16 protein-coding genes are annotated in these 15,629 nt (G+C 70.8%); 8 read left to right on the top strand and 8 right to left on the bottom strand.

All coding sequences use genetic code 11. From position 1 onward, the window contains the following. Positions 1 to 120 precede the first annotated feature (120 nt). Both exaC and ASF40_RS01910 read left to right on the top strand, forming a co-directional pair. Positions 121 to 1,671 (top strand): acetaldehyde dehydrogenase ExaC, encoded by a 1,551-nt coding sequence (gene exaC, locus ASF40_RS01905; RefSeq protein WP_056365621.1) that lies wholly within the window; start codon positions 121 to 123, stop codon positions 1,669 to 1,671. Between the two features lie 8 nt (positions 1,672 to 1,679). Then, positions 1,680 to 2,099 carry a DUF779 domain-containing protein gene (locus tag ASF40_RS01910; protein ID WP_056365624.1) on the top strand — a complete coding sequence of 140 codons (420 nt, stop codon included), beginning with the start codon at positions 1,680 to 1,682 and terminating at the stop codon, positions 2,097 to 2,099. 178 nt (positions 2,100 to 2,277) lie between these two features. On the opposite strand, the gene ASF40_RS01915 is transcribed toward ASF40_RS01910, so the two are convergent. Beyond that, entirely contained in the window at positions 2,278 to 2,766 is a 489-nt protein-coding gene (locus ASF40_RS01915) for an FBP domain-containing protein (protein WP_056365627.1), read from the bottom strand. A gap of 234 nt (positions 2,767 to 3,000) precedes the next feature. Next, positions 3,001 to 4,206, bottom strand: coding sequence for a hypothetical protein (locus ASF40_RS01920; RefSeq protein ID WP_056365630.1), 1,206 nt, complete (start codon positions 4,204 to 4,206; stop codon positions 3,001 to 3,003). Between the two features lie 122 nt (positions 4,207 to 4,328). On the opposite strand from ASF40_RS01920, the gene ASF40_RS01925 reads away from it, so the two are divergent. From ASF40_RS01925 to rplI, 6 genes are all read left to right on the top strand, one after another. Beyond that, positions 4,329 to 5,528: an acyl-CoA dehydrogenase family protein gene (locus ASF40_RS01925; protein WP_235560093.1), complete on the top strand. Its 1,200-nt coding sequence runs from the start codon at positions 4,329 to 4,331 to the stop codon at positions 5,526 to 5,528. Beyond that, positions 5,525 to 6,694, top strand: coding sequence for a CaiB/BaiF CoA transferase family protein (locus ASF40_RS01930; RefSeq protein WP_056365635.1), 1,170 nt, complete (start codon positions 5,525 to 5,527; stop codon positions 6,692 to 6,694). Before ASF40_RS01925 ends, ASF40_RS01930 begins: the two co-directional genes overlap by 4 nt. Positions 6,695 to 6,804: 110 nt before the next feature. Next, entirely contained in the window at positions 6,805 to 7,173 is a 369-nt protein-coding gene (rpsF, locus tag ASF40_RS01935; RefSeq protein ID WP_045301900.1) for a 30S ribosomal protein S6, read from the top strand. 5 nt (positions 7,174 to 7,178) lie between these two features. Then, positions 7,179 to 7,706: a single-stranded DNA-binding protein gene (locus ASF40_RS01940; RefSeq protein ID WP_045301898.1), complete on the top strand. Its 528-nt coding sequence runs from the start codon at positions 7,179 to 7,181 to the stop codon at positions 7,704 to 7,706. A gap of 74 nt (positions 7,707 to 7,780) precedes the next feature. Continuing rightward, positions 7,781 to 8,035, top strand: coding sequence for a 30S ribosomal protein S18 (gene rpsR, locus ASF40_RS01945; RefSeq protein ID WP_045301896.1), 255 nt, complete (start codon positions 7,781 to 7,783; stop codon positions 8,033 to 8,035). An 11-nt stretch (positions 8,036 to 8,046) separates the two neighbouring features. Further along, entirely contained in the window at positions 8,047 to 8,499 is a 453-nt protein-coding gene (rplI, locus tag ASF40_RS01950; RefSeq protein WP_045301894.1) for a 50S ribosomal protein L9, read from the top strand. Between the two features lie 61 nt (positions 8,500 to 8,560). Here rplI and ASF40_RS01955 read toward each other — a convergent pair whose 3' ends face one another. The 6 genes from ASF40_RS01955 to ASF40_RS21305 form a co-directional block, all read right to left on the bottom strand. After that, positions 8,561 to 9,166, bottom strand: a complete 606-nt coding sequence (locus ASF40_RS01955) for a response regulator transcription factor (RefSeq protein WP_056365637.1) — start codon at positions 9,164 to 9,166, stop codon at positions 8,561 to 8,563. Then, a complete protein-coding gene (locus ASF40_RS01960; protein ID WP_082496795.1) occupies positions 9,163 to 10,341 on the bottom strand; it encodes a sensor histidine kinase in 1,179 nt (392 codons plus the stop codon). Before ASF40_RS01960 ends, ASF40_RS01955 begins: the two co-directional genes overlap by 4 nt. 86 nt (positions 10,342 to 10,427) lie before the next feature. Continuing rightward, positions 10,428 to 11,246: an ABC transporter permease gene (locus tag ASF40_RS01965; RefSeq protein WP_056365639.1), complete on the bottom strand. Its 819-nt coding sequence runs from the start codon at positions 11,244 to 11,246 to the stop codon at positions 10,428 to 10,430. Further along, positions 11,243 to 12,181, bottom strand: a complete 939-nt coding sequence (locus ASF40_RS01970; protein WP_200919409.1) for an ABC transporter ATP-binding protein — start codon at positions 12,179 to 12,181, stop codon at positions 11,243 to 11,245. Before ASF40_RS01970 ends, ASF40_RS01965 begins: the two co-directional genes overlap by 4 nt. Before the next feature lie 160 nt (positions 12,182 to 12,341). Then, complete coding sequence (locus ASF40_RS01975; RefSeq protein WP_056365640.1) at positions 12,342 to 13,616, bottom strand: GNAT family N-acetyltransferase; 1,275 nt, start codon at positions 13,614 to 13,616, stop codon at positions 12,342 to 12,344. Between the two features lie 329 nt (positions 13,617 to 13,945). Beyond that, positions 13,946 to 15,577, bottom strand: coding sequence for a hypothetical protein (locus ASF40_RS21305; RefSeq protein ID WP_056365643.1), 1,632 nt, complete (start codon positions 15,575 to 15,577; stop codon positions 13,946 to 13,948). Between the last annotated feature and the right edge of the window lie 52 nt (positions 15,578 to 15,629).

Here is a 15,629-nt window from a genome sequence, read left to right on the forward strand (position 1 = left end):
GAGTCGAAACGCAGAGACGGAACGCCCCGGACGAGGTCGCAACATCATGCAACGTTGCGCGGCCTACCTTCGACGCATCGCGACGACGACCGTCGCGGACAGCGTCGAAGGAGACCAGCAATGACCATCGTCGAAGAGGGCGTCTCGAGCGTCTACGCCGCACCCGGGCAGCGAGGATCGATCGCCGACTACCGTCCCCGCTACGGGCACTACATCGGCGGCGAGTTCGTCGAGCCGATCAAGGGCCAGTACTTCGAGAACATCACCCCGGTCACGGGGAAGCCTTTCACCGAGGTCGGCCGCGGCACCGTCGAAGACGTCGACCGCGCCGTCGACGTCGCGTGGAAGGCGTTCGAGTCGTGGAAGCGCACGACTCCCGCCGAGCGTGCGGTGATCCTCAACAAGATCGCCGACCGCATCGAGCAGAACCTCGAGCGCATCGCCGTCGCCGAGACGTGGGAGAACGGCAAGCCGGTCCGCGAGACGCTGGCCGCCGACATCCCGCTCGCCGTGGACCACTTCCGCTACTTCGCGGGCGTGCTGCGCGGCCAGGAGGGCTCGCTCAGCCAGCTCGACGAAGACACGGTGGCGTACCACTTCCACGAGCCGCTGGGCGTGGTCGGCCAGATCATCCCGTGGAACTTCCCGATCCTCATGGCCACGTGGAAGCTCGCTCCGGCGCTCGCCGCCGGCAACTGCGTCGTCCTGAAGCCCGCCGAGCAGACCCCGGCGTCGATCCTGTTCCTCTTCGAGATCATCGGCGATCTGCTGCCCGCGGGTGTCGTCAACATCGTCAACGGCTTCGGCATCGAGGCAGGCGCGCCGCTCGCGCAGCACAAGCGCATCCGCAAGGTCGCGTTCACGGGCGAGACCACCACCGGCCGCCTCATCATGCAGTACGCGTCGCAGAACCTCATCCCGGTGACGCTCGAGCTCGGGGGCAAGAGCGCCAACGTCTTCTTCGAGGACGTCGCGCGCTCGACCGACGACTCCTACTACGACAAGGCGCTCGAGGGCTTCACGCTGTTCGCCCTCAACCAGGGCGAGGTCTGCACGTGCCCGTCGCGCGCGCTCATCCAGCGCTCGATCTACGACGGGTTCCTCGGTGACGCCCTCGGCCGTGTCGGCAAGATCGTGCAGGGCAACCCGCTGGATCCTGCGACGATGATCGGCGCGCAGGCGTCGAACGACCAGCTCGAGAAGATCCTGAGCTACATCGAGATCGGCAAGGCGGGCGGCGCGAAGCTGCTCGCCGGCGGTGAGCGCGTCGATCTCGGCGGCGAGCTGTCGGGCGGCTACTACGTCGCGCCGACGGTGTTCGAGGGCACGAACGACATGCGGATCTTCCAGGAGGAGATCTTCGGACCCGTCGTCTCGGTCACCTCGTTCGACGACTTCGACGACGCCATCTCGATCGCCAACGACACGCTCTACGGCCTCGGCGCCGGCGTCTGGAGCCGTTCCGGCGACACCGCCTACCGGGCAGGTCGCGCGATCGAGGCGGGCCGCGTCTGGACGAACACCTACCACCAGTACCCTGCGCACGCTGCGTTCGGCGGGTACAAGCAGTCCGGCATCGGCCGCGAGAACCACCTCAAGATGCTCGACCACTACCAGCAGACCAAGAACCTGCTGGTGTCGTACGCCGACGGAGCCATGGGCTTCTTCTGAGCCGACGCATGTCAGACACGACGTACTTCAGCAGGGTGGCCGTGACGGATGCTGCGGCCGCCCTGCTGCGGCAGCTGACGGTGCAGCACGGTCCGCTGATGTTCCACCAGTCCGGCGGCTGCTGCGACGGCAGCGCCCCGATGTGCTTCCCGATCGGCATGTTCATCGTCGGTCCCTCCGACGTGCGGCTGGGCGACCTCGACGTCGGCCTGGACGACCCGATCGAGGTGTTCATCTCGCAGGCCCAGTTCGAGTACTGGAAGTACACGCACCTCACCATCGACGTCGTCCCCGGCAGGGGCGCGGGCTTCAGCGTGGAGGGTCCGACGGGCAGCCGGTTCATCATCCGCAGCCGCATGCTCGAGGACGCAGAGCTCGTGCATTTCGGCCTCGGACCAGGGATGTCAGGGGGCAGTTCGCCCCGCTGAACGGGCATCCGGCTCGATCGCGAGCGGGCAGGCGACTTGCGACGAGTGACCCGGTGGGCCGGGCGGGTGTTCGCGCCCCGCCGGCGGTCACATCATGTGTTCTCGCCGAGATCACACGTTCGGCGCGTGAACGACGTGTGATCTCGGCGACATCATGTGTTCTGAACCGGACGCGGCGTCACGCGCCGTCGCGGATGTCGCGCGCGAACCCCTCGGCGTGCGCGCGGAGCGCCTCGATGCGCCGCCGGCGCGCGGCCATCACATCGAAGCCGAGGTACGCCGGCGGCATCGGGCGCCGCGCGTTGACCGAGCACTCGAACTTCTCGCACAGCAGGGTGCCGACGGTGTCGCCGTTGCGACCGGCCTTGCCGGCCCGCTTCGCGCCGAAGAGCACGACGTCGTTCGGCAGCGTGACGTCCTCGCACCAGGAGCACTGCGCGCGGGTGCGCGTGCGCTGTTCGGTCTGGCGCAGCAGGATGCCGACGGCCTCGCCGTCGACCGGCACCACGATGAAGCCGGCGAGCGGCTGCTTCGGGTCGCGCCAACCGAAGTAGTCGAGTCCGTCCCAGTCCACCTGGGCGAGGTCGGGAACGATGAGGGAGTTGCGCTCGCGCAGCGAGGCGTTGACGAAGGACGCGCGGATGTCCTTCTCGGTGAATGCGTGCATGATTCCTTGATTCACGGAAGAGATCGCCGAAGCGGCGACGAAAGGATGCTGCGGGCCGGCGGCGCGCAGATGATGCGGGCTGCACCACCCGAGGTCAGGGACCCCGGCGGCGCGCGCGGCTACCTCCGCTCGGCGCGTGGAGCGCCGAGTACCCCCTCACGCCCGCCGGGCGTCGTGAACGTCGAATGCACGCCCGACAGCATACGCTCGCCGGCCTGCGCGTCGGCCTCGCGTTCAGCGGAGGAAGGCGGGCCCGATCTGGGTCAGGATCCAGAACAGCACCATCACGCCGCCGACGACGATCGGCACCCACGGCACGCCGCGCTGGAGGCGACGGCCCGCCGGGGCGACGCCCGGCGGCGGGCGCAGCGCGTCGAGGGGCGGAGTGAACGGGACGGATGCTGCGCCTCGCTGCCCTGCGCCCGCCCCGGCCGCCGCGGAGCCGAGGGGGGCAGCATCCGTCATCGCCGCAGCCGCAGCCGCGGCCAGTCGTTCGTCGCGCCACCGCGCCCACTGCGCGAACTTGTCGAGCAGGGCTCCGACGACGGAGAAGAGCCACGCCCAGGTCTGCGGGTCGAGCGTGGAGAAGTCGCGCTTGGCGTAGAGGAACAGCCAGTCGTCGACGATCTCGACGTCGAGCGCAGCGGCGTTGTCGATGAAACGCGCCATGATGTCGGGCGTGAAGAGGTAGAGCGCGTCGCGCTCGTAGTCGGCGGGGCAGTACAGCGAGAAGTACTTGTCGAAGTCGCCCTCGAGGCTGAGGCGCTGATCCTTGTCGAACGTGAGCGGCAGGTTCGAGCCGAACAGGCCGTTGTTGCTCGTCGCGTCGAGCACGATGTGCGGGAGGGGCGTGTCGAGCTTCACCGCGACGTAGCCCCAGTGATGCGTCTGCCGGTTCTTGCCCGAGCCGGTCGTGTAGCGGTAGTTCGCGAACTCCACGAAGCGCGGACGATCGCCGCGCACGAGATCGCTCGACAGGCGGCCGCTGCCGAGCGAGAAGATCATGCCCGGCAGTCCCGGACCGTCCACCCGCGGCTCGTAGTGCATCCCGTTCGCGCGCGCGAAGCGGTCGAGGCGGTACATGCGGTCGCTGCTGCTGCGCGCACCTCGCACGAAGAGGGTGATCCCCACCGCGACGATGATGCCGATGACGACGAGCGGCAGGAAGCCGAACAGGACGGCGAGTCCCCCACCGTCGGCGCCGGAGGTCGTGACGCTCACGATGCTCGTGACGAGGGTGATCGCGACGGAGCCGAACAGCACGACGACCACGAAGACGATGACGACGATCACGAGCACGCCGAAGACGGGGGAGCCAGTGACGCGGCCCGTCCGGCGCAGCTCCTGCACGAACGCGCGCGCGGCGCCTGGTGCCACGGGCTCGACCAGCGGGCGCGCGTCGAACGGGTAGGAGCTCTGCCCGGCGGGAGGAACACTCACCCGACCACGCTACCCGCGCCGGTTCTGCCCGCGCCGGTTCTGCGCGTGGCGGGCGATTGCGGGCATGATCGAGTGGTGTCGGCGCGAGCGCGCGTCCGATGGATTCTGCGCGAGGAGGCGCCGTGACCGATGCCCGCCGTGACCCCGACGATCTCGCCGCGCTGCGCGAGGCATCCGATGTCCTCGGCCTCGAAGCGCAGCTGAGCCCCGACGAGCGGGCGATCCGCGACCGCGTGCGCGCGTTCGTCGACGCAGAGCTGCGCCCGCACATCGCGGACTGGTTCGACCGGGCGCACTTCCCCGTCGAGCTGGCACCTGCGCTCGGACGCCTCGGAGTGCTCGGGATGGAGCTGGACGGGTACGGATGCCCCGGCCGCAGCGCCGTCGAGTACGGTCTGGCCGCGCTCGAGCTCGAGGCCGGCGACTCCGGCATCCGCACGTTCGTCTCGGTGCAGGGCTCGCTCGCGATGGGCTCGATCCACCGCTGGGGCAGCGAGGAGCAGAAGCAGCAGTGGCTGCCGCGCATGGCCGCGGGCGAGGTGATCGGCGCGTTCGGGCTCACGGAGCCGGGCGCCGGGTCCGACCCGTCGAGCATGACGACATTCGCCCGCCGCGATGGTGATGACTGGGTGATCACGGGCGCGAAGCGCTGGATCGGCCTCGCGTCGCTCGCGCAGCTCGCGGTGGTGTGGGCGCAGACCGACGACGGCGTCCGCGGTTTCATCGTGCCCACCGATGCGCCCGGTTTCGGAATCACCGTCCTCGAGCCCAAGGGCTCGATGCGGGCGTCGGTGCAGACGGCGCTGCACTTCGACGGGGTGAGAGTGCCGGCATCCGCTCTCCTTCCCGGAGCCCGAGGACTGCGCGGACCGTTGTCGGCCCTGAACGACGCGCGGTACGGGATCGTCTGGGGCGCGCTCGGCGCCGGGCGCGACAGCTACGAGGCGGCGCTGCGCCACGCGCTGCGGCGCGAGCAGTTCGGCAGGCCGATCGCGGGATTCCAGCTCACGCAGCGCAAGCTCGTCGACATGGTCGTCGAGCTGCAGAAGGGCGCCCTCCTGGCGCTGCAGATCGGGCGCGCGAAGGATGCCGGAACCCTGACGCCCACCCAGATCTCGCTGGGCAAGCTCAACAACGTGCGCGAGGCGATCGAGATCGCGCGCGAAGCCCGCACGATCCTGGGCGGCGATGGCGTGCTGCTCGAGAACTCGCCGATCCGGCACGCGGCGAACCTCGAGTCGGTGCGCACGTATGAGGGCACGGACGAGGTGCACACCCTGATCCTCGGCCAGCACCTGACCGGGCTCGGCGCGTTCCGATGACCGCGCCTCGACAGGCTCGGCAACCGGAGCAGGCCACCGGCCCGCTCGCCGGCCTCCTCGTCGCGGACTTCTCCCGCGTGCTCGCGGGGCCGTACTGCACCATGCTGCTGGCCGACCTGGGCGCCACGGTCGTCAAGGTCGAGGGCCCGGCGGGCGACGAGACGCGGCACTGGATGCCGCCGTCGCGCGACGGCGAGGCCACCTACTATCTGTCGATCAACCGCGGCAAGCGCGCCATCACGCTCGACCTCGACGACGCCGAAGACCTCGCCGTCGCCCGCGCACTCGCCCACCGCGCCGATGTGGTGATCGCGAACTTCAAGCCCGGCGGACTCACGCGCTTCGGCCTCGACTACAACGCCGTGCACAGCGCGAACCCTCGCGCCGTGTACGTCTCGATCACCGGCTTCGGCGCCGACTCGGCCCTTCCCGGCTACGACGTGCTCGGCCAGGCGCTCTCGGGACTCATGAGCGTCACCGGGGCGCCCGACGGCGAGCCGACGAAGACCGGGGTCGCGATCGTCGACGTCGTGACCGGCCTCCACGCGGGTCTCGGCGCGCTCGCCGCGCTCCGGCACCGCGATGCCACCGGCGAGGGGCAGCACGTCGAGGTCAATCTCCTGTCGTCGGCACTGTCGGCGCTCGTCAACCAGTCGGGTGCGTACGCCGTCGCCGGCGTGGTGCCCGAGCGGCTCGGCAACGACCATCCGAGCGTGTACCCGTACGGCCCGTTCCCGACGGCCGACGGCGAGCTCGTCCTCGCGGTCGGCAACGACGGCCAGTTCCAGCGGCTCTGCCTGGTGCTCGAGATCCCGGATGCCGCGACCGACCCCCGCTTCCTCCGCAACGCCGATCGCAGCACGGGTCGCGAGGCGCTGCGCCCGTTGCTCGAGCGGGCGCTCGCCGCGCATCCGGCGACGGAATGGGAGGCCCGGCTCACGGCGGCAGGGGTCCCCTGTGCCCCGATCCTCGCGATGGACGCCGCCTTCGCACGCGCCCGGGCGCTCGGCCTCGACCCCGTCGCCCACGCCGGCGCGCAGCGCGTGCCGGGGGTGCGGCATCCGATCTCCTTCTCCGCCACGCCGCCCGCGTACCCGCTCGCGCCGCCCGCGGCCGACGCCGACCGGGCCTGGGTTCGGCGTCTGCTCGACGATCCGGTACCATAGGAGGGTTGTCCGCACGCGCAACCATGCGCGGCGAGTCGGACGACGTGCTACACACCCTCCTGCTGCCGGGAAATGCCCGACAGCCGTTCTAGTCCGAAGGAGGTGGGTTAGTGACGCACCAGTACGAGCTCATGGTCATCTTGAACCCCGAGATCGACGAGCGCCAGGTCGGCGCCAACCTCGACAAGTTCCTGAAGGTCATCACGACCGACGGCGGCACCATCGAGAACATCGACATCTGGGGCAAGCGCCGTCTTGCCTACGAGATCCAGAAGAAGAACGAGGGCATCTACGCCGTCGTCAACTTCACCGCCACGGCTGCGACCACGCAGGAGCTCGACCGCCAGCTCAACCTGAGCGAGCAGATCATGCGCACCAAGGTCCTGCGCGCCGAGGAAGCGATCGCCATGATCGCCTCGGAGAAGCAGCGTGCCGACGAGCGCGCCGCCCGCAAGACCGCCAAGGCTGCGAAGGCGTAAGGACGATGGCCGGCGAGACGATCATCACCGTCGTGGGCAACCTCACGGCTGATCCCGAACTGCGGTACACGCAGAACGGTCTCCCCGTCGCGAACTTCACGATCGCGTCGACGCCTCGCAACTTCGACCGTCAGGCGAACGAGTGGAAGGACGGCGAAGCGCTGTTCCTCCGCGCGAGCGTGTGGCGCGAGTTCGCCGAGCACGTGGCCGGCTCGCTGACGAAGGGCATGCGGGTCATCGCGACCGGCCGCCTCAAGCAGCGCAGCTACCAGGACCGCGAGGGCAACAACCGCACCGCGATCGAGCTCGAGGTCGATGAGATCGGCCCGTCGCTGCGCTACGCGACCGCACAGGTCACCCGCGCCGCGGGCGGCTCCGGCGGTGGCGGCGGCAACTTCGGCGGCGGCGGTCAGTCGCGTCCGCAGGTCGCCGACGAGCCGTGGTCGACGCCCGGTTCGCAGAACGCCGGCGGCGCCGGTGGCGGCGACGCGTGGGCTGCCCCGGGCGCCTACGGCGACGACACCCCGTTCTGATCGGTCAGATCTCACAACAGGTTCCGGATGCCTCGTGACGAGGCATCCGATCAGCAAAACGTAAAGGAAACACCATGGCTGGAAAGGCAACCGGCGACCGCCGGAAGCCGCGGAAGGGCGCGAAGAACGCGGCCCCCGCGAAGGCGATCCGTGTCGGTCTCATCGACTACAAGGACGTCGCGACGCTTCGCAAGTTCATCTCGGAGCGCGGGAAGATCCGCGCCCGTCGTATCACCGGTGTCTCGGTGCAGGAGCAGCGTCTGATCGCCAAGGCGATCAAGAACGCGCGCGAAATGGCGCTCCTGCCTTACGCCGGCGCTGGCCGCTAAGGAGTACCCACATGGCAAAGCTCATTCTCACGAACGAGGTCGCCGGGCTCGGTAGCGCCGGTGACGTGGTCGAGGTCAAGAACGGGTTCGCCCGCAACTACCTCATCCCCCAGGGCTTCGCGGTCGCGTGGACCCGCGGTGGCGAGAAGCAGGTGGCGTCGATCCGCGCCGCCCGCGAGGCGCGCGCGATCCACGACCACGAAGAGGCCGTGGCCCTGAAGAACAACCTCGAGACCAACAAGGTCCGCCTGGCCGTCAAGGCCGGCGCCGAGGGTCGCCTGTTCGGTGCGGTCAAGACCGTCGACGTCGCGGAGGCCGTCAAGGCCGCCGGTCTCGGCGAGCTCGACAAGCGCAAGATCCACATCACCTCCCCGATCAAGTCGGTGGGCGAGCACGAGGCGACCGTTCGCCTGCGCGACGACCTCACCGCCGTGATCACCCTGCAGGTGGTCGCCGCCAAGTAATTCCTGGCGCACGAACGGATGCCGCAGACCTTCGGGTCTGCGGCATCCGTCGTCTCCGGGGTCAGAGCCAGCCGTTCTCCTGGGCGAGACGGGCCGCGTCGGCGCGGTTTCGGCCGCCGGTCTTGCCGATGGCGCTGGACAGGTGATTGCGCACGGTGCCCTCCGACAGGTGGAGCATGCGGGCGATGTCGGCGATGGAGCCGCCGGTCTGCGCCGCCGACAGTACGTCGGTCTCTCGCTCGGTCAGCGGTGAGTCGCCCTGGGCGAGCGAGTCCGCGGCCAGGACGGGATCGACGACCCGCAGCCCCTGGGCGACGCGGCGCACGGCGTCGGCGAGCTGGGCGGCGGGGGTGTCCTTCACCACGAAGCCGGCGGCTCCCGCCTGCATGGCGCGCTTCAGGTAGCCGGGCCGGCCGAACGTCGTCACGATGAGCACGTGGCACCCCGGCAGCGCGGCGCGCAGGGCGGCGGCCGCTCCGATGCCGTCCAGCCCGGGCATCTCGATATCGAGCATCGCGACGTCGGGGTGCGACGCGAGCGCGGCCGCGACGACCTCGTCACCGCGGCCGACCTCGGCGACGACCTCGATGTCGGGCTCGAGGCCGAGGAGCGCCGACAGTGCGCCGCGCACGAGCGCCTGGTCGTCGGCGATGAGCAGGCGGATCACAGCGTCACCCGCAGGCTGAAGCCGCCCAGGTCGCTGCGCCCGATCACGAGGCGCCCGCCGGAGGCCTCGACGCGCTCGCGCAGGCCGGCCAGTCCGGTCGACGTCGTCGTCGAGTCCGTCGGGCCCCTTCCGTCGTCGGCCACCTCCACCTCATGTCCGGCGAGCGTCACGCGGCAGACCGTCGCACCGGAGTGCCGGACGACGTTGGTGACCCCCTCGCGCACGACCCACCCCGCCAGCTCGCGGCGATGCGGGGGCACAGCATCCGTCGACGACGGCAGCTCCGCGGCGATGCCCGCAGTGGCCAGCGCGGCCTTGGCCGCTGCGAGCTCGCCGCTCACGTTCACCGACCGTACCCCGGCGACCGTCGCGCGCACGTCGGCGAGCGCGCCCCGGGCGAGCGACTCCACCTCGGCGATCTCGGCCTTGGCGCGCTGCGGGTCGACGTCCACGAGTCGCCCGGCGAGCTCGGCCTTCACGGTGACGACGGTGAGCGAGTGGCCGAGGATGTCATGGATGTCGCGGGCCACCCGACCGCGCTCGCGCTCGACCGCCAGCGCCTCGAGCTGCTTCTGCGCGTGCCGCAGCTGGCTCACCGCCGCAGTCGTGCGGGCGAAGGACGCCAGCATGATCGAGATCGAGACGATGATCGCCGGAACCCAGAGCACGTTCTCGTCCCAACCCTCGGTCATGCCGGCCGTCCCGAGGGCGAGCCCTCCGAGTCCGAGGATCGCCGGCCACGTCCACCGCCAGGGGAAGACGCACATGCCGAAGGTGACGCCGACGTAGGTCCAGGCGGGCGCGATGCCCCAGCCGAGCCACGGGAACAGGCTGAACGACAGGGCGAAGAGCCCGGCGCACACGGTGAGCCGGCCACGGGTGCGCAGCGTCCACGCGAGAGGAGCGGAAAGAAGGTACGCGGTTGCGAACAAGATGAGCAGGAGCACGCCCGTCGTCGCCGCCGCGGCGGATGCCGACTGTGCGATCACCTCTTGAGCGAGGCCGATCAGCCAGAGCAGGGATACTCCGGCGCCGATGTACCAGCCCGCGGCCTGCCGCGACCAGAGGGCTCGCGGCAAGGGGCCGGTCGCCCGGATCGTCGCGTCGGCCCGTCGCACGGGGGTTCCCGGAGGGGGATCGGCATCGAGTCCGTCGCCGCGAGACGTCGCGTGCATGGCTCTCACCCTAGGGGTCGAGGTCGGCGAGCGGCACCGGCCGCGCGAGTGGCGAAGAGTCGCGCGGCCGGCGCCGCGATCGCCGGTCAGACGCGCTTCGTGTCGCGGCGGAAGGCCCAGGCGGCGCCGGCGACGAAGATCGCCAGCCACACGACCGTGTTCACGAACCACAGCGGGTCGACTCCCGCTCCGGTGAGCGGTGCCCGCGCGATCTGACTGATGCCGTAGACCGGTGTGAACCGCGCGATCACCTGAACGAAGTCGGGCATCGAGCTGAGCGGTGTGAAGAGCCCGCCGAGGAACGACAGCAGCACGATCGCAAGGCTCGTGATCTGCGCGGCCCCCTCGCCCGGCACGAGATAGCCCATCATGAGGCCCAGTGTCGTGAACACGGCGCTCGCGAGCAGCCAGCCGGCCAGCCCGGTCGCAATCCACTGTGCCGGCGTGAGCTGGACGCCGCTGATCGCGCCGGTGATGTAGGTGCCGACCACGGCGACGAACCCCAGCAGCATGCCGGCGATCGTCTTCACGACGACGTTGACCAGTGGGTTCAGCGGGGTGAGCCGCAGCTGGCGGCTCCATCCCTGCGCCCGCTCGATCCCGATGGCGGCACCGGTCTGCGTGGCCGACATCATGGCGCCGTACATCGCCATCGACACCATGATGTAGGCGGCCACCGAGGGCCCGCCCTGCGAGACCGGTGTGGCCGTGAGCGGCTGGTCGCGCAGCGGGAGTCCGATGATGACGAACATCACGATGGGGAACGCCACGATGAAGAGCAGGATGCGGCGACCCCGCAGCTTGCGCTTGAGCTCGATGCCCAGGTAGGTGAGGCTGAAGCCGCCGAGCGGCGGCACGCGCCGCTCGAGCGACACCCGGTCGGCGGTGGGTGCGGTGGTGGTCATGATGCCGTTCCTTCGGAGATGAGGGCGAGGAAGACGCTCTCGAGGCTCTGCGCCGCGATCTCGATGTCGCGCGCATCGGTGCGGGTCAGGAGGTGCCGGGCGACGGCGTCCGCATCCCTGGTGTAGATGCTGAGCCGGTCGCCCAGCGCCTCGACGCTGTCGACGCCGGGCAGCGCCGCCAGCGAGGCCGGATCCGCATCCGTGACCGTCGCGGTCAGGGTCCGTCCCGACACCATGTTCTTGATGTCGGCGGTCGTGCCGTCGGCGACGATCCGCCCCCGGTTCATCAGAACGATCCGGTCGGCGTACTCGTCGGCCTCGTCGAGGTGGTGCGTCGCGAACAGCACGGTGCGACCGCGCGCGGCGTCGGCCCGGATGGCCCTCCAGAACGAGCGCCGGCCCTCGACGTCCATGCCGGTCGTGGGCTCGTCGAGGATGAGCACGCCGGGGTCGGAGAGCAGCGCCATGGCGAAGCGCAGGCGCTGCTGCTGCCCGCCCGAGCACAGGCCCACGCGGCGGCCGGCGATCTCGGCGATGCCGGCCCGCTGCAGCACTTCGTCGACGGGTCGCGTGTCGGCGAACAGGCTCGCGGTCAGCTCGACGGTCTCGCGGACCGAGAGGTCCTTGAGCAGTCCGCCCGTCTGCAGCACGGCCGACACGAGGCCGTGGGCGATCGCCGCGCGCGGCGGGTCGCCGAACACGCGCACCGCGCCGGAGTCGGGCTCCGACAAGCCGAGCAGCAGGTCGATCGTGGTGGTCTTGCCCGCGCCGTTCGGCCCGAGGAAGGCGATGATCTCGCCGGGGTGCACCCGGAGGCTCACCCCGTCGACCGCGTGGACCTTGCCGAACGCCTTGCGCAGGTCGCTCGCGTCGATGGCGAGCGGCATCACGGATGCTGCCGCCGCCGTTCGCTCGAGGGTCTGTGTCATCTTCATGCCCTCAGCGTCGCGCCGCGGGCGCCCGCGACCCTCACACGGCTGTCACGATGTGGCTGTGACATCCGTCACGGGTCACGACTCCGGCGGAACCGGGCTCCAGGCGCTCGTGCCGGCGACCGTGGGGCGATTCTTCTGCCTGAGTTCTGAGCCGAGAAGGTCAGAAGATCCAGTTCGCGCCGGCCGCGACGGGCCAGGACCACGCCGCCGAGGCCGCGCGCAGCGCCTCGGGTGTGCGCACCTCGATGAGGCCCGCCTGCGCGAGCGAGCTGAGCGAGATCGAGCCGAGGTGCGCCGCTCCGAGTTCGCGGACGTCGAGCACGAGGTCGGGCTCGGAATCGGATGCTGCCACCTCGGCGTGCTCCCACGCGGCGGCGCGCACGCGCCACCGGCCCGCGTTCGCGGGCAGCATCGCGTCGGTCACCTCGAGCACCACGTCGACGTCGCCCGCGTAGCGCCGCCGGCCGAGCGCCGCCGGCAGGTCGAGGATGCGGATCCACGAGTTGTCCTGGTAGTCGGGAACTGCGGGGCGGATGTCGACGAGCAGCGACACGATGGGGTCGTCGACGGGCAGGTTCGAGATCTTGACGCGGCTCGTGAGGTCGAGGTCGAGCAGCACCGACCACATGCGGTGGGCCGCGGCCGCGGTCAGCGCGACGGCCTCGCGCACGTGGACGGTGCCCTCGGCGCCGGCGCGCTCCCACGACGTCGCACGCCGGAAGGTCGCGTACGCGAGCGTGTTGTCGGCGGCGTCGCGCACCAGCAGGAGCCGCAGCGACTCCTTGCCGCCGCGGTACGCGGGCGGGTCGGCGTCGCGGGCGGTGCGCTGCTGCGGGGTCTCGCGCGTCGCCCACCCCGGACGACCGAGGCCGGCCGGCAGCCGCGCATAGTCGCGATGGATCGAGGCGACGAGATCGCCGTGGACCTCGGCATCCCATTCCTCCAGCTCGACCTCGAGCTCGGCGGCCCCGGCCACCGGACGCAGCGCAGCTCCGCGCGGGATCGTGAGGTCGAGCTGGGTCGAGGCCATGCCGTAGCCGAAGCGGCCGTAGATGGGGGTCTCGGCGGCCATGAGGCCCGAGATCGCTTCGCCGTTGCGGAGGCAGTCGGCGAAGTGGTGCTCGATCATGCCGCGGAGGATCCCGCGCCGCCGGTGCCCCGGGTGCACGCCGACCCAGGTGAGCCAGCCGCACGCGACCTCGGCGCCGGGGACCGGGTAGGCGCGCAGCGGATAGGCGCCGTGGAAGCCGGCGAGCACCTCGTCGTCGTCGACGCGGGCGACCCCGTAGGTGCGATCCCAGCTGAGCGGGCTCGGGAGCTCCCGCAGCGCCTCGACGGAGCGCTCGGTGGGGAAGGCCCAGGTGTCGAGGCGGAGGACGTCCTCCAGCCGGTCGGCGTCGACGGGGGCCAGGCGATAGGGCTCGGGCAGCGGCATCCCTCCACTCTGGCGAGGAGTGGGGAGGCGCGCAACGCGTCGGATGCGCGCGGGACGAGCGGGCATGACGAGGCGGATGCCGCGAGCCCCCCGGGTCGCGGCATCCGCTCGTGACATCTCCGAGTACGTCGCCACGGTCCAGGCATTGTGCCGGGACGCCGGACTGCGGAGATGGTGTGTACCCCCGATCGCGGGGCGCGGTCCAGGCAGAGCCGGCTCTCGCGATCGGGGGCGTTGAGGGCGGGAGGGCCGCTGGGGGACGGCCCTCCCGCGCGCTCACGCGGGTGGGGGCGAGGGACGCCTGGGGTACGTCGACCCGCCCCGTCGACTCACGCGGAGCGCCGCCGCGACGCGCGTGCGATGGCGCCCGCTGCGAGCAGCGAGAGCGCGAGCAGCAGGAACGGCATCACACCCGTCCCTCCCGTCGTGGCGAGCTGAGTGGCGGTGCCGGACGTAGCCGCCGAGCCCGTGACCGCGGCCGCCGAGCCGGTCGTGCCGTCGGTGCCTCCCGTGCCGCCGTCACCGGGGCCGGTGGGGCTGGTCGGGTCCGTCGGATCGGTGGGATCGGTCGGGTCCGTCGGATCGGTGGGATCGGTCGGGTCCGTCGGATCGGTCGGGTCCGTCGGATCGGTGGGGTCCGTCGGATCGACCGGCCCGGTCACGTCCGTGTCGCCGAGCAGGTCGGTGAGCAGATCGTCGACCAGTCCGGTGTCGTCCACCGCGTCCGCCACGTTGTCTCCGGCGTTCTGCACCGTGCCGGAGACGGCGCCGAGCACGTCGCCGCCGCTCACCAGTTCGTCGAGGATCGTGCCGACGTCGCCCAGCGCGTCGTTCACCAGAGAATCGAGCACCTGGTCGGCGGTGTTCTCCGTGGCGTTGGTCACCGTTGTGCCGAGGTCGGCACCCAGGTCGGCCACCGTGTTGCCGAGGTCGTCGACGGCGCCGTCGAGGTCGCCGTCGAGCAGATCGTCGACGAGGTTGTCCCCGTTGTCGACGAGGTTGCCGACGAGTCCGCCCTCGACCAGGATGCCGTCGCCGACGACATCGTTCAGACCGGACTCGTCACCGAGCAGGCCATCCAGGATGCCGGTGCCCGCGGTCGTATCGGTGACGCCATCGAGGAGGTCGCCGACCGGATCCGTGAGCGGCGCGAGCGCGCCGTCGTCGCCGAGGACCGGATCGAGCACGCTGTCGCCGAGGAGACCGTCGACGATGCCGTCGTTCTCGGTCAGACCGGTCAAGAGGCCGTCCGCGTCCGCGACAGGAGTGGCCGGGGTCGACGCGGGGCCGCCTTCGAGCGTCTGCTCGAGGGCGTCTTCGAGCAGGCCCGTCGTGTCGATGGCGTCGCCGGTGTTCTCCCCTGCGTGCTGGACCAGGCCATCGGCGCCGGTGATCGCCGTGTCGCCCGACAGCACACCCACCGCGTCCGTGAGCGCGTCGTGCACGAGGCCGTCGACGACCTGATCGTCGGTGTTGGCCGCTGCATCGGTGATGGTCTGTCCGACATCGGAGCCGAGATCCTGGACCGTCGTTCCGAGATCCGTGACGGCGGCCTGGATGTCACCCGCGACGACGTCGTCGATGACGGCATCACCGTTTGCGGCGAGGGTGCCGACGGTTCCGCCCTCGACGAGGGCGCCGTCGCCGACGACATCATCGAGTGCGCCGCCGTCGCCGACGAGGGTGTTGACGACCGCCGTGCCGGCGGTGGTGTCGGTGACGTCGTTCACGACCGCGGCTGCGGCGTCGGCGACGGGGTCGAGACCGCCGTCATCGCCCAGCAGCGGCTCGACGATGCCGTCGCCGACGATCGAGTCGACGAGCCCGTTGTCGGCGACCACCGACGACAGAAGGTCCGGATCCGATGGTGGTTCGGCCGCGTTGGCGACCGTCGCGCCGAGCAGCGTGATGCCGCCGGCCAGGAGCGTGCCCAAGAGGGCGCGCTTGCAGAAAGTGCGCATGATGTTCCCCTTTGTGAATTGATCGGTTCGCAGCGCGGAAGGGTCGCACTGC

The sequence above is a fragment of the Microbacterium sp. Leaf288 genome, from assembly GCF_001422925.1.
Taxonomy (GTDB): domain Bacteria; phylum Actinomycetota; class Actinomycetes; order Actinomycetales; family Microbacteriaceae; genus Microbacterium.